Below are 13,572 nucleotides of genomic sequence, written 5' to 3'. Positions count from 1 at the left end.
GTAATTTGCTTTATACATAATAAAACTCTATCCCTTTGCATTCTTTGCAAAGGGATAGAGTTAATTATCTCCTATGGGTATTAAACGTGCATTACAGCATCGCTCGTAAAACTCAATCGGACCTGCTTGTCCTATAATTGCATACTCATATCCGCTTTTCTTCATGTTATATAAACAATGATTCAATAACGTCTTCCCAACACCGTTCACACGATTATGTTTCGCTGTACCCATCGGGCCAAACAACCCTTTCTTTCCTCTCACAACATCGTAACAAGCGAAACCAATGATTTCTCCTCCTTGTTCAGCAATAAAAATAGGTAACTCTTCTTTATATGTCCGAAATCCATAATCTAAAGATTTTAACCAACGCTCACCAAATTCATCCTTAACAAAACGTGCCAACTTTTCAAAATCAGAAGAGATCGCTTTTCTAATATTACAGCTTAAACTATTACAAATAGGATCAAATATTGTTAATGCAACCGTCAAGTCTCTTGGTTCAGATGTAATTTGCAATAGATCTTTTTTCATCTTTTCACTTATAACCTTATCAATAACTGTATCCCCTTGAAAAATTGCATATAAAACATGCCCTTCATTTATTACTATTTGCTGAAAACGTTCCATCCGTTTCTTCGCTACTTTTAAAACTTCTATCGTCTTATTTGAAACTTTAAACTCCCCAACATTTATGTATTCTATTTCATTTGCATAATATTGTTGGAGTAACGATATCTTTGCTAAAAAATCCATACCCACCGTGTGAAATAAATACATATGTAACTCCGCGCAAACTCCAGTACCTTCCTTACAAGCTCCTATAAATAGATGAACTGGATGGATAATACCTTTACTACACTCAGCCTCTTCTGCTGCAATCTCCAATATTTTATATGCACGTTTTGTAAATTGGAATTCCATCATCTATATCCCTTCCCCTAATGACTTATTATCAAACCATAACCGTATATAATAGAAACAATTACTCCAACCATTAATATGCCTGGAAGTAAATTTGCCACTTTAATTTTAATAAATCCAAGTAAGTTTAATCCGATTGCGAATATCATAATACCGCCAGTAGCCGTCATTTCCACTATAAATTGATTCATTAATTCTTTTGGAACAAAACTATTAATTTGTGTTGCAAAAACTGCAATACCTCCCTCATATAAAATCACTGGAATCGCTGAAAATACTACGCCAATTCCTAGAGTTGTCGTTAATATAATAGAAATGAATCCATCGATAATCGCCTTTGTAAATAAAATATCATGATTTCCGCGAATCCCACTGTCCAATGCACCAAGTATCCCCATCGCTCCGATTGCAAAAATAAGCGTGGCTGTTACAAAGCCTTCTGATATGCTCCCTTTCCCTTTCGATCCAACTTTATTTTCTAGCCAATCCCCTAACAGTTTTAACCTTTCTTCTAATTGTAGCCATTCTCCGATTACCGTACCAATAACTAAACTTAGTATGACAACAAGAAAATTTTCACTTTTTAATGCCATTTGAAGTCCAAGTACAGTAACCGCTAAACCAATTGCATGCATAATTGTTCCCTTCATACTTTCTGGAATCGCACTAAATAATTTACCAAGTAAAGTACCGAATATAATACAAATCCCATTTACAACTGCTCCTAATATAACCATTTCTCATTCTTCACCCTTCGAATTCTTTATTTCTATATTTTGGTTTATACATTGATTTACAGGTTACCTATATGTTAACGTAATATTGTGAATATTAACAAACGTTTTTCACTACATAACCCGCTATTTTTTGTAACTATACAAAGACCGATTGCCTTTAGTAGATTCATTGTTAATCTAATTGCGGGATAAACTCAAAAGGGAAGGTATTTATGAAAACTTTACTAAAACGATTTCTGTTAATAGCCTTTTTCATTACACCAATTGTTTTATTAATCAACTACTCTTTTATTTCAAAAGCGAAAGACAAACCTGATATGCAAAACAAATCTAGTAAAACAGCTTCAAAAAGCGAAAAAAAAACCGAAGACCCTGAAATCACACTCACCTTCTCTGGTGATACAATGTTCGATTGGCAATTACGTCCCGTAATCGAAAAAAATGGGGCTGATTATCCATTCCAACACGTAAAAGAAGAAATAACGAAAGCTGATATTTCTTTTGTTAATTTAGAGTCAGCATTTACAACGAGAGAAAAAAAAGTACCTGGGCAACAATTTTGGATTAAAAGTGATCCATCCACACTACAAGCCATTAAAAACACCGGATATGACCTAGATCTTGTAACAAAAACGATTCAAGCGCAAAAGAAAGATGCTGATTATGTAATCGTCTATATGCATTGGGGCGTCGAAAAATCTAATCGCCCAATAGAATACCAGAAACAATATGTTCCGAAAATGGTAGAGGCGGGTGCTGATGCAATCGTTGGAAGTCACCCGCATTGGTTACAAGGATTTGAGTATTACAATAAAGTTCCTATCGCATACTCGTTAGGAAACTTTTTATTCCCGAATTATGTAAATGGAAAGAGTGCCGAAACAGGCGTATTAACTTTAACCTTTAAAGGTAAGGATGTCCAAATGTCATTCAATCCTTACATCATTCGCAACAACCAAGTTTCTCCTGTAAATGAAGAAGAAAAGAAAAAAGCACTGCAATATTTACAAACGGTTTCAACTGATGTAGAAATTGATGACACTGGGAAAATAATAAACAAACGCAACTAAACAGCACGAGATTCATTTCTCTGTAACATACATTACGGGATAGGTGATGAATATGCTGAAAAACTTATTAGAAAATATAAGTCTGTTAGAAAACGTGTATAAAATATCTATAGCGATCCTGCTTTTATGTTCATTTTTTTCTGTTAGACTTCTAAGAAAAATAAAGCGAGAGAGAAAACTTACTCCCTTTGAATTTACAATGTATGTAATCATTCGTATTGCAATACTTTTTTGGTTAACTAGCTTTATCCTTCTTGAATATGGAGCGTATTTCGTTTAACTTTCAAAGAATAAAAAAGATAGAACAAGCAGGATTTCCCTCCGCTTGTATCTACCTTTTTTATTTCAAGTAGAATTGTATGTTAACTCTTTTCTTTTATTAAATAAGTAAATCAAACAGCACAGGATTTTTATTAAGCTCCACGAATTGAATGTTATTTTCTTGAAAACGAGTAATTAAAGCTTCATAGTCTTCCTTATGCTTTAATTCTACCCCCACTAAAGCTGGACCATTTTCTTTATTATGTTTCTTAATATACTCAAAGCGAGTAATATCATCTTCCGGTCCTAATCCTTTATCAAGAAACTCTCGTAGTGCTCCTGAACGTTGCGGAAATTCAATGATGAAATAGTGCTTTAATCCTTCATGAATAAGGGATCGTTCTTTCATTTCTTGCATTCTATCAATATCATTATTTCCACCACTTAACGTGCATACAACTGTTTTTCCCTTTATTTCATCTCTGTATAGATCAAGTGCCGCAATAGAAAGCGCACCAGCTGGCTCTGCTACAATCGCATTTTTCTTATACAGTTCTAAAATCGTTGTACAAACCTTTCCCTCCGGTACTAAAACAATATCATCAATTACATCTTTACATGTTTCAAAAGTTAACTTTCCTACCTTCTTAACAGCTGCTCCATCAACAAAACTATCAATCTTTTCTAATGCAACATTTTCATTTTGAAGAAAAGCTTCTTTCATAGATGCAGCTCCCATCGGTTCTACACCGATTACCTTTGTAGTAGGACTAACCCCCTTTACATATGTACCAATACCAGATGCTAATCCACCACCGCCAATTGCTGTAAATATATAATCAACTGGTTTCTCCATATCATGCATAATTTCAACAGCGACTGTTCCTTGACCAGCAACGACATACGGATCATCAAACGGATGTACAAATGTCATCCTATTTTCTACACAATAGCGCTGCGCCTCTTGGAAAGAACTATCAAATGTATCACCAACTAATACAATGTCTGCGAAATCACCACCGAAAAATTCAACTTGTGATACTTTTTGCTTAGGTGTCGTTGTCGGCATGAAAATTTTTGACGGAATCTTCAATAAATTACACGTATAAGCAACTCCTTGTGCATGATTACCAGCACTTGCACAAACAACACCATTTTGTAACTTTTCTTTCGGTAAACTTTGAATTAAATTATACGCACCACGAATTTTGAAAGAACGAATAACTTGTAAATCTTCTCGCTTAACATATACGTCACATTCATATTTCTCAGATAAAACTGAATCTCGTTGTAACGGTGTTTTAATAACGATATCTTTCATGCAATTATGAGCCATTAAGATATCTTCAATTTTCACTCTCTCCTTTACATTTTGCACCATTTTATATCATCCTTATCTCTTTTTATATTGGCTCAATCAAAATTCGGGATTTTCAGAACTGCACCTGTATTCGCCGATGTTACCATTTGTGCATAACGTCCAAGCCACCCAGTTTTCACTTTTGGTTCTGGTCGTTTCCACCCTTTTTTACGCTTCTCTAATTCCTCATCACTAACTCTCACTTCTAACAAGCGTTCCTCAACATCAATACATACAATATCTCCTTGTTCAAGAAGTGCAATCGTTCCGCCAGCTGCTGCTTCTGGTGAAATATGCCCTACCGAAATACCACGTGAAGCACCAGAGAAGCGACCATCAGTTAAAAGTGCAACATCTGCTCCTAATCCCATACCAGCAATTGCTGATGTTGGTGCTAACATTTCCGGCATACCAGGTCCGCCTCTTGGTCCTTCATAGCGAATAACAACTACATCTCCTTTCTTAACTTTCCCAAGCATAATGCCGGCAAGCGCCTCATCTTGTGAATTAAAAATAACGCAAGGTCCTTCAAATCGTTTTACTTCTGTTGCTCCGCTTTTAATAACCGCTCCGTCTTTCGCAAGGTTTCCTTTTAATATACGTAATCCTCCTTCTTCACTATGAGGATTTTCTAGAGAATGAATAACTTCCTTATCTTGAATCTCTGCATGAGCAATGTTTTCTCTTAATGTTTGCCCAGTAGCAGTTATACGATCAAGGTGAAGTACCCCTTCTTTTCGGCTCATCTCTTTCAAAATTGCACTAATCCCGCCTGCGCGATCGATATCTTCCATATGCCAATTAGAAGCTGGACTTACTTTACATAAATGCGGTACACGTCTTGAAACTGCATCAATGCGGTTCATATCGTAATCTAACCCCGCCTCTTGTGCGAGTGCTAACGTGTGTAATACTGTATTCGTTGATCCCCCCATCGCCATATCAAGTGCAAACGCATCATCAATTGCTTCTTCTGTTACAATGTCGCGTGGTTTAATATCTCTTTCAATTAAAATTTTTAATTTTTCTGCTGCTTGTTTAATTAACTCCTCACGTCTTGGATCAATCGCTAAAATACTCCCGTTACCAGGAAGAGCTAAACCTAACACTTCACATAAACAGTTCATAGAGTTCGCTGTAAACATACCGGAACAAGAACCACAAGATGGACAGCCATGATCTTCAATATCCTTTAATTCTTCTTCTGAAATTTTCCCAGATTGATAGGCTCCTACCCCTTCAAAAACAGAACTTAAATCGACAACTTCCCCTTTAGATGTTTTCCCCGCTGCCATCGGACCACCTGAAACGAAAACAGTTGGAATGTTTATTCGAAGTGCAGCCATCATCATACCTGGTGTAATTTTGTCACAGTTTGGAATACAAATCATTCCGTCAAACCAGTGTGCATTTACAACCGTTTCTACTGAATCTGCAATGATTTCACGACTCGGAAGCGAATAACGCATACCGATATGACCCATCGCAATACCGTCATCTACTCCAATTGTATTAAATTCAAATGGAACCATGCCTGCTGCACGTACTGCTTCTTTAACAAGTTTCCCAAACTCATTTAAGTGCTTATGACCTGGAATAATTTCAATAAAAGAATTACAAATTGCTATGAATGGTTTATCAAAATCTTCATCTTTTAAACCAGTTGCTTTTAATAAACTACGATGCGGAGCTTTATCAAAACCTTTTTTAATCATGTCACTTCTCATCTTGTCAAATCCCCTCTTACATATTTTTCACTTATACTCTATTAATCTATTTCTTTACTAATTCTTTCGGTGCATGAATCCAGCTCATCATTTCACGAAGCTCTGCTCCTACTTTTTCTAGCTGATGATTTTGTTCTGCTTTTTTCATCGCACTATACGTTGGACGCCCTGCTTGATTTTCTAAAATCCATTTCTTCGCAAATTCACCTTGCTGAATTTCTGTAAGAACACGTTTCATTTCCTTCTTCGTTTCATCTGTAACAATTCTCGATCCTGTTACATAATCTCCAAACTCTGCCGTATCTGAAATAGAATGACGCATACTCGTTAATCCGCCTTCGTACATTAAATCAACAATTAACTTTAATTCATGCAAACATTCAAAGTATGCAATTTCAGGACGATATCCACCTTCCGTTAACGTTTCAAAACCAGCTTTCACAAGTGCTGTTACTCCTCCGCAAAGTACTGCTTGCTCACCGAATAAGTCTGTCTCTGTTTCTTCTTGGAATGTCGTTTCAATTACACCTGCACGTGTACAACCTACACCTTTTGCATACGCTAGTGCTACACTTAATGCTGTTCCCGTTGCATCTTGATGCACTGCGACTAATGCTGGGACACCATTTCCTTCTTGGAATACACGGCGAACGAGATGACCTGGACTTTTCGGCGCGACCATCGCTACATCTACGTAACTTGGCGGATTAATTTGTCCGAAGTGAATATTAAAACCATGTGAGAAAAGTAACATTTGTCCTTCACGAAGATTCTCTTCTACTTCTGTTTTATATACATACGCTTGTTGTTCATCCGGCAATAACATTTGTACAACTTGTGCGGTTCGAACCGCTTCTGAAACAGACATTACTTCAAATCCATCAGCTTTTGCTACTTCATATGACTTACCAGGGCGAACACCAACTACAACTTCCACACCAGAATCTCGTAAATTTTGTGCTTGTGCATGACCTTGAGATCCATATCCGACTACCGCAACTGTTTTCCCTTTTAATAGCTCTAAATTTGCATCTTTCTCATAATAAGTTTTCATATTCCATACACTCCTTATAATTTATTTACTTGCAGTACATTGATTAATTTTTTCAACTGACTGACAAGTAACGTTGCTTCATTTTCAGTACAAACTGCTGTTAGTTTCACTTCAGAAACACCACTTGTATCTCTTTCGTTTAAGCTTAAAGAAGAAATATAATAACCACGCCGAGCAAAAATTCCGCTTATACGTAATAAGACGCTCGGATCGTTATGAATAACTAATGAAAAAGTATGACTCATTCTTCCCACCTCTTCATAATCATTTCGTTATTCCCTTTGTTTGGCGGAACCATCGGAAAAACGTTCTCACCTTCTTCTACACAAAAGTCAACTACGACAGGACCTTCATGAGAAAATGCTTCTAGCATTACCTTTTTCGCCTCAAACGAATTTGTTGCTCTTAGCCCTTTTACACCATAAGCTTCTGCTACTTTCACAAAATCTGGTGACCCAATTCTCGATTCCGACAAACGGTTTTCATAAAACATTTCTTGCCATTGCCTTACCATTCCTAAAAATTTGTTGTTTATGATGAATACTTTGACAGGAATATTATTTTCAGCAATTGTTTGCAGCTCTTGAATGTTCATTTGGAAAGAAGCATCACCAGCAATACAGATGACAAGTTCTTCTTCTTTTGCAAGCTGAGCACCAATTGCTGCTGGAAAACCAAATCCCATCGTCCCTAATCCCCCTGATGTTAGGAAAGTCCGTGGTTTTCTCGCTTTATAAAAGTGAGCAGCCCACATTTGATGCTGTCCTACCTCTGTCGTGACAATCGCTTCACCATTCGTTAATTCACTTACTAAGTTGATAACATGCTGTGGTTTTAACTCAAATTCTTTTTGCTTATATGAAAGTGGATATTCTTCTTGCCATTTCTTCACTTTCTGAAGCCATTCATCTGTTTGTGAATAAATAGACATATGTAATAGCATATGTAGCGCCTTTTTCACATCACCAACAATCGGATGCTCTACAGTTACATTTTTATGGAACTCAGAAGGATCAATATCAATATGTACTTTTTTCGAATGCGGAGAAAAAAGTTCTAATTTTCCTGTTACACGATCATCGAAACGAACACCTAACGCCAGTAATAAGTCACATTCTGTTACTGCCATATTTGCAGTGTACGTTCCATGCATACCGAGCATTCCTAAAAACAACGGATCTCCCGGCGGATATGCACCCAGTCCCATTAAAGTTGAAACGACTGGAATACGATTCTCCCTCGCAAACTTGATGAGTTCTTCAGATCCGCCTGAATGAATGACGCCTCCCCCGATATAAAGGAGTGGGCGTTTTGCTTTTGAAATTGATTTTGCTACCTCCCTCAGTTTCAAACTGTCTGACAAAGGTTCTGGTTTATATCCTGGAATCTCCACTTCTTCATTAAAGAAACATATTACATTTGCATTTTGAACATCTTTTGGAATATCGATTAATACCGGTCCCGGTCGCCCGCTTTCGGCGATGTAAAAAGCTTCTTGCACAGTTCGTGATAAATGATTTACATCACGAACTTGGTAATTATGCTTCGTAACAGGTACTGTAATTCCGACAACATCCGCTTCTTGAAATCCGTCTTTACCAATTAAAGGCGTTGCAACTTGCCCTGTAATGACAACTAAAGGAATCGAATCCATATAAGCATCTGCTAAACCCGTAACTAAATTCGTCGCCCCTGGGCCAGAGGTAGCAAAGACTACCCCAACCTTTCCAGAAGCTCTCGCATATCCTTCCGCTGCATGAATTGCAGCTTGTTCATGACGAGTTAACACGTGCTTTAAACCACTTTCGTATAACGCATCGTATATTGGTAAAATCGCTCCGCCTGGATAACCGAAAACGGTCGTTACACCTAATTTCTTCAAACATTGAATAACGTGTCCAGCACCTGTAGCTTCTTCACTCTGCAGTTCATCACATGCTGTATACTGTTCCTCCATTTTAATTAACTCCTCTCCCTATTTACGCTAAACTTGCCGCCAATCCTGGAACACGTACTCCTCTTTCTCTCGTTAATTTTTTAAATTCTTCGGTTAATCTTTTTGTTATATCTCCTGGTTTTCCATCTCCAATTTCTCTTGAATCTACTTTCACTACAGGAATTAGTTCCGCTGCAGTTCCTGTTAAAAACACTTCATCTGCTACATATACGTCATGGCGAGTAAATGGCCTTTCCTCACATGGAATACTTAGACGCTCACATAACTCAATCACACTATTTCTCGTAATACCTTCTAGCGCCCCTAAGTACGAAGGAGGTGTTAACACTTTTCCATCTTTCACAATGAAAACATTATCTCCAGACCCTTCACAAACATATCCTTGTTGATTTAACATAAGAGCCTCTAGCACTCCCGCTTGTGCCGCTTCAATTTTTACAAGCACGTTATTTAAATAGTTCATTGACTTAATGCGTGGGTCTAATGCGTCTGGCGTATTACGTCTTGATGCAACAGACACAACGCTTAGTCCATTATCATAAAATTCCTGAGGGAATAACTTTAATTGTTCTGCAATGATAATTACGCTCGGTTTCACACAGCTTCTCGGATCGAGCCCTAAGTCACCTTTTCCTCTTGAAACAATTAATCGAATGTAGGCATCCGTGTATTCATTTTTTTGCAATGTTTGTACAACTGCTTCTTCCATTTCATCTACCGTCATTGGAATTGTAAGTAAAATAGATTTCGCCGATTCATATAATCGTTTCACATGTTCTTTTAAACAAAATACATTTCCTCCGTAACTACGAATCCCTTCAAATACACCGTCTCCGTATAAAAAACCGTGATCATATACTGAAACAACTGCCTTTTCTTTCTCTACAAATTCCCCATTCATATAGATGGACTGGTTTCCCATCTCACATCGCTCCTCTGTTTTATCTCTGTTTTTGCAATCTATTTCTATATCGATTGCTGAGATGAGTATTTTTAACAGAATATTCAGTATACTAACCTTAAAAATATACTCGTCTCAACAATCGATTACTTACACACTTGTAGCAATCCATTGCTGAGACGAGAGACTCGTGGTACCACTCAGCTTCCTTACACTTCTCACGAAATATAAGCTCTGCAAGTCCAATTAGACTTTTGTTTTTCTATCGGAAACAACTCCGCTACTTTTTACTAACTTCAAAAGCAGTGCTCCGAGGTGATTTTCAATGATTCAATTGTTACCACCCTCACAGCCTTTGGGCGGCTCTCTGAAACAATCTTTATCATTTACTCTCCTCTTCCTCGCATTCTTTTATTCTATTTTTTAAAATAAAAACTCTCGCCTCAGCAATCAACTACTACAAATTAGTAGCTTTGATTGCTGAGGCGAGAGTTTCGCGTTACCACTCAGCTTCCTTATACTTCTCACGAAATATAAGCTTCATAGGTCCAATCAGACCTCCGTCCTTTTACCGGAGACGATGCCGCCGCCCTCTACTCAGTTTCCCTTTCGCAAGCGATGCTCCGAGGTGATCTTCAATGATTCGATTGCTACTACTCTCTCAGCCTAGGAGTAGCTCTCTGAAACGACCATAATCATCTACTTTCCTCTTCTTTGCATATACAACATATAAAGTTAGAAAATTCTTAATTCACTTTTATTTGTTACACGTATTATAGGACGCGGTTCTTTTCATTGTCAACATGTTTTTAGAAAAAAATTAAAATTCATTCTATTCACTAGAAATCTATTTATTTTTTCTCAAAACAAAATCGGAATGAACTTCTTACACATACTCATATATTACTTAAGTATGTTCGCATTACTACATAAAAAAAAACAACTTAAAAACATATAAAATTTATGAGGAGATGAGAAAACTATGTTAAAAGGAAAAATAGCATTAGTTACAGGAGCAAGCCGAGGAATTGGGCGTGCTATCGCAAAACGGTTAGCAAACGACGGTGCATTAGTTGCTGTTCATTATGGAAATCGAAAAGAAGATGCTGAAGAAACTGTTCATGAAATTCAATCAAATGGCGGATTAGCTTTTTCTATCGGTGCAAATCTTGAATCTTTACACGGTGTAGACAACCTGTATATTTCTTTAGATAACGAATTACAAAAAAGAACTGGTGGAACACAATTTGATATTTTAATAAACAACGCTGGAATCGGTCCTGGTGCTTTTATTGAAGAAACGACTGAACAATTTTTTGATAGAATGGTTTCAGTAAATGCAAAAGCACCATTCTTTATCATTCAACAAGCACTACCACGTTTACGTGATAATAGCCGAATTATTAATATTTCATCAGCTGCCACCCGCATTTCTTTGCCTGATTTCGTTGCATATAGTATGACGAAAGGTGCAATTAACACGATGACTTTCACGCTTGCAAAACAACTCGGAGCACGAGGAATAACAGTAAATGCAATACTTCCAGGCTTTATTAAAACAGATATGAACGCAGAACTATTGAGCGACCCAATGATGAAACAGTACGCTACTACTATTTCCGCCTTCAATCGCTTAGGTGAAGTAGAAGATATTGCCGATACTGCTGCTTTTCTTGCTTCTCCAGACAGCCGCTGGGTTACTGGACAATTAATTGATGTTAGCGGAGGATCTTGTTTATAAAAAACATATATTTTCAAATCTTTTTTATTGCGCAATAAAACAATTTATATAATACTATATAAAACATATACATTTAGGAGGATTACAGCAATGTCTGAAAAAACATACGAACTCGCAACCTTCGCAGGCGGTTGTTTTTGGTGCATGGTAAAACCATTTGATGAGCTTCCCGGTATTCAAAAAGTACTTTCCGGCTATGCAGGTGGTCATGTAGAAAACCCAACATACGAACAAGTAAAGACTGGAACATCTGGACATTTAGAAGTTGTACAAATTACATTCGATCCTTCTATTTTTCCTTATCAAAAATTACTAGATTTATATTGGCCGCAAATCGATCCAACTGATGATGGCGGACAATTCTTTGACCGTGGTCCCTCTTACCGCACAGCAATTTTTTATCATAATGAAACACAAAAAGAGCTTGCAGAAAAATCGAAGCAAACTCTAGCAGAAAGCGGTATGTTTAAAGATCCTATTGTGACTGAAATTCTTCCTGCTGCACCTTTTTATGAAGCAGAAGAGTACCACCAACATTTCTATAAAAAGAATCCAGAGAAATATGCTAACGAGCAAAAAGAATCTGGCCGTGAAGACTTTATAAAAGAAAATTGGCAAAAAAAATAATAAAAACGCATCGTGCTTTCTTTTTAAAGTGCGATGCGTTTTTATCTTTGAAAAAGGATTCTTATTCAGCAAATTCACGTTTGATCATTTCCTACATATCTTACGCCATAATTACTCCTAGAATAGAATAATAGTACTAACGATTTATTGAGATTTTAATATTTTTATTCCTCATCAACAAATATTAAAACTAATAAAATGGTTGAATCATCCAGTCGTTAAAACTAATTAACCGGCAGTCGAATACCGTTCCAGTTACCTACATCACATTGGCCAAATTCATTATTACCTACCGCGACCACCGTGCCGTCTGATTTAAGTCCGACCGTATGCGCACAACCAGCCGCTATCGCTACAATATCGCGCCAATCACTTACATTACATTGACCATACTCATTCCAGCCCACTGCCACCACGGTACCGTCTAATTTAAGTCCGATTGTATGATTACTCCCTGCCGCTATTGCCACAATATTGCGCCACTCTCTTACATCACATTGACCCTGTTTATTATTACCCACAGCCGTCACCATACCGTCAGATGTAATACCAACTGTATGAAGATATCCCGCCGCTATCGCCACAATATCATGCCAGCTACTTACATTGCATTGGTCATACCGATTATTACCCACAGTCGTCACCGTTCCGCCCAATTTAAGACCGACTGTATGCCAGTCACCCACCGCTATCGCCACAATATCACGCCAGCTACTTATATTGCATTCTCCTTCTTTATTTCGTCCCACCGCTATCACCTTGCCATCCGGTTTCAGGCCAAAGGTACGACGCCAGCCCGCCGCAACCGATACAATATTATGCCAGTCGTTTACATCACATTGATCATGCTTATTCCACCCCACTGCAACCGCAGTATTATCACATTTAAGAGCGATTGTATGAGCATTACCCGTGTTCGTCGCCATATGAACATTGCCCGCTGCGACTGCTTCAATATTACACCAGCCGCTTAGATGGCATTCACCTTCTTTATTTCGTCCCATTGCTACCACCGTGCCATCTGATTTAAGAGCAACGGTATGACCACGACCCGCCGCTATCGTATCTTTAGGCCACCGTTTCACTTTTAACACCTCTTCTTTCGGTGAAATGTAATTCATGTTTTACCTCCTTGCATATAAGCAACTGTATCCAAATAGATATTTTCATCAAATTTCATTATAAATGAACTAACTTTTTTATAAATCTACAT

At 37.5% G+C, this 13,572-nt stretch carries 13 protein-coding genes and 2 other annotated features; of the genes, 4 read left to right on the top strand and 9 right to left on the bottom strand.

Annotation, left to right across the window (positions count from 1 at the left end; genetic code table 11):
* Window positions 1-60: 60 nt before the first annotated feature.
* Complete coding sequence (locus LCF45_RS09170; RefSeq protein ID WP_002126793.1) at window positions 61-927, bottom strand: GNAT family N-acetyltransferase; 867 nt, start codon at window positions 925-927, stop codon at window positions 61-63.
* 14 nt (window positions 928-941) lie between these two features.
* Window positions 942-1,661, bottom strand: a complete 720-nt coding sequence (locus tag LCF45_RS09165) for a DUF554 domain-containing protein (protein WP_000236011.1) — start codon at window positions 1,659-1,661, stop codon at window positions 942-944.
* 212 nt (window positions 1,662-1,873) lie between these two features.
* Between LCF45_RS09165 and LCF45_RS09160 the strand changes: the two genes are divergently transcribed.
* A complete protein-coding gene (locus LCF45_RS09160; protein WP_263894754.1) occupies window positions 1,874-2,731 on the top strand; it encodes a CapA family protein in 858 nt (285 codons plus the stop codon).
* A 52-nt stretch (window positions 2,732-2,783) separates the two neighbouring features.
* Window positions 2,784-3,011: a hypothetical protein gene (locus tag LCF45_RS09155; protein WP_012260734.1), complete on the top strand. Its 228-nt coding sequence runs from the start codon at window positions 2,784-2,786 to the stop codon at window positions 3,009-3,011.
* 99 nt (window positions 3,012-3,110) lie between these two features.
* Here LCF45_RS09155 and ilvA read toward each other — a convergent pair whose 3' ends face one another.
* From ilvA to ilvE, 6 genes are read right to left on the bottom strand one after another with little or no spacing between them, the layout of a single operon-like run.
* Window positions 3,111-4,373, bottom strand: coding sequence for a threonine ammonia-lyase IlvA (gene ilvA, locus LCF45_RS09150; protein ID WP_002012149.1), 1,263 nt, complete (start codon window positions 4,371-4,373; stop codon window positions 3,111-3,113).
* Window positions 4,374-4,405: 32 nt separating this feature from the next.
* Window positions 4,406-6,079: a dihydroxy-acid dehydratase gene (gene ilvD / locus LCF45_RS09145; RefSeq protein ID WP_002012150.1), complete on the bottom strand. Its 1,674-nt coding sequence runs from the start codon at window positions 6,077-6,079 to the stop codon at window positions 4,406-4,408.
* Window positions 6,080-6,125: 46 nt separating this feature from the next.
* Entirely contained in the window at window positions 6,126-7,133 is a 1,008-nt protein-coding gene (ilvC, locus tag LCF45_RS09140) for a ketol-acid reductoisomerase (protein WP_002126790.1), read from the bottom strand.
* Between the two features lie 14 nt (window positions 7,134-7,147).
* The gene (locus LCF45_RS09135) at window positions 7,148-7,378 is read right to left on the bottom strand and encodes an ACT domain-containing protein (protein WP_002126787.1); all 231 of its coding nucleotides are present in this window, start codon (window positions 7,376-7,378) and stop codon (window positions 7,148-7,150) included.
* A complete protein-coding gene (gene ilvB / locus LCF45_RS09130; protein ID WP_002126786.1) occupies window positions 7,375-9,090 on the bottom strand; it encodes an acetolactate synthase large subunit in 1,716 nt (571 codons plus the stop codon). Before ilvB ends, LCF45_RS09135 begins: the two co-directional genes overlap by 4 nt.
* A gap of 22 nt (window positions 9,091-9,112) precedes the next feature.
* Window positions 9,113-10,012, bottom strand: coding sequence for a branched-chain-amino-acid transaminase (gene ilvE / locus LCF45_RS09125; RefSeq protein WP_263894753.1), 900 nt, complete (start codon window positions 10,010-10,012; stop codon window positions 9,113-9,115).
* Window positions 10,013-10,163: 151 nt separating this feature from the next.
* Window positions 10,164-10,402, bottom strand: a binding site (T-box leader).
* Window positions 10,403-10,469: 67 nt separating this feature from the next.
* Window positions 10,470-10,715: a binding site (T-box leader), on the bottom strand.
* 258 nt (window positions 10,716-10,973) lie between these two features.
* Here ilvE and LCF45_RS09120 point away from each other — a divergent pair.
* Both LCF45_RS09120 and msrA read left to right on the top strand, forming a co-directional pair.
* Window positions 10,974-11,732, top strand: a complete 759-nt coding sequence (locus tag LCF45_RS09120; RefSeq protein ID WP_002126779.1) for an SDR family oxidoreductase — start codon at window positions 10,974-10,976, stop codon at window positions 11,730-11,732.
* Between the two features lie 90 nt (window positions 11,733-11,822).
* Complete coding sequence (gene msrA / locus LCF45_RS09115; RefSeq protein ID WP_002126778.1) at window positions 11,823-12,359, top strand: peptide-methionine (S)-S-oxide reductase MsrA; 537 nt, start codon at window positions 11,823-11,825, stop codon at window positions 12,357-12,359.
* 224 nt (window positions 12,360-12,583) lie between these two features.
* On the opposite strand, the gene LCF45_RS09110 is transcribed toward msrA, so the two are convergent.
* Entirely contained in the window at window positions 12,584-13,480 is an 897-nt protein-coding gene (locus tag LCF45_RS09110) for an RCC1 domain-containing protein (protein WP_263894752.1), read from the bottom strand.
* Window positions 13,481-13,572 lie beyond the last annotated feature (92 nt).

Origin of the sequence: Bacillus sp. 41-22 (assembly GCF_025809295.1) — a bacterium.
Lineage (GTDB): Bacteria > Bacillota > Bacilli > Bacillales > Bacillaceae_G > Bacillus_A > Bacillus_A mycoides.
Note: the sequence above shows the minus strand (reverse complement) of the source record. Positions and strands in the feature narration are given on the sequence as shown.

Coding starts and splice junctions, on each gene's coding strand:
- ilvA (WP_002012149.1), bottom strand. CDS start 4,373: ATGGTGCAAAATGTAAAGGAGAGAGTGAAAATTGAAGATATCTTAATG.
- ilvB (WP_002126786.1), bottom strand. CDS start 9,090: ATGGAGGAACAGTATACAGCATGTGATGAACTGCAGAGTGAAGAAGCT.
- ilvE (WP_263894753.1), bottom strand. CDS start 10,012: ATGGGAAACCAGTCCATCTATATGAATGGGGAATTTGTAGAGAAAGAA.
- LCF45_RS09165 (WP_000236011.1), bottom strand. CDS start 1,661: ATGGTTATATTAGGAGCAGTTGTAAATGGGATTTGTATTATATTCGGT.
- LCF45_RS09120 (WP_002126779.1), top strand. CDS start 10,974: ATGTTAAAAGGAAAAATAGCATTAGTTACAGGAGCAAGCCGAGGAATT.
- ilvD (WP_002012150.1), bottom strand. CDS start 6,079: ATGAGAAGTGACATGATTAAAAAAGGTTTTGATAAAGCTCCGCATCGT.
- msrA (WP_002126778.1), top strand. CDS start 11,823: ATGTCTGAAAAAACATACGAACTCGCAACCTTCGCAGGCGGTTGTTTT.
- LCF45_RS09110 (WP_263894752.1), bottom strand. CDS start 13,480: ATGAATTACATTTCACCGAAAGAAGAGGTGTTAAAAGTGAAACGGTGG.
- ilvC (WP_002126790.1), bottom strand. CDS start 7,133: ATGAAAACTTATTATGAGAAAGATGCAAATTTAGAGCTATTAAAAGGG.
- LCF45_RS09170 (WP_002126793.1), bottom strand. CDS start 927: ATGATGGAATTCCAATTTACAAAACGTGCATATAAAATATTGGAGATT.
- LCF45_RS09160 (WP_263894754.1), top strand. CDS start 1,874: ATGAAAACTTTACTAAAACGATTTCTGTTAATAGCCTTTTTCATTACA.
- LCF45_RS09155 (WP_012260734.1), top strand. CDS start 2,784: ATGCTGAAAAACTTATTAGAAAATATAAGTCTGTTAGAAAACGTGTAT.
- LCF45_RS09135 (WP_002126787.1), bottom strand. CDS start 7,378: ATGAGTCATACTTTTTCATTAGTTATTCATAACGATCCGAGCGTCTTA.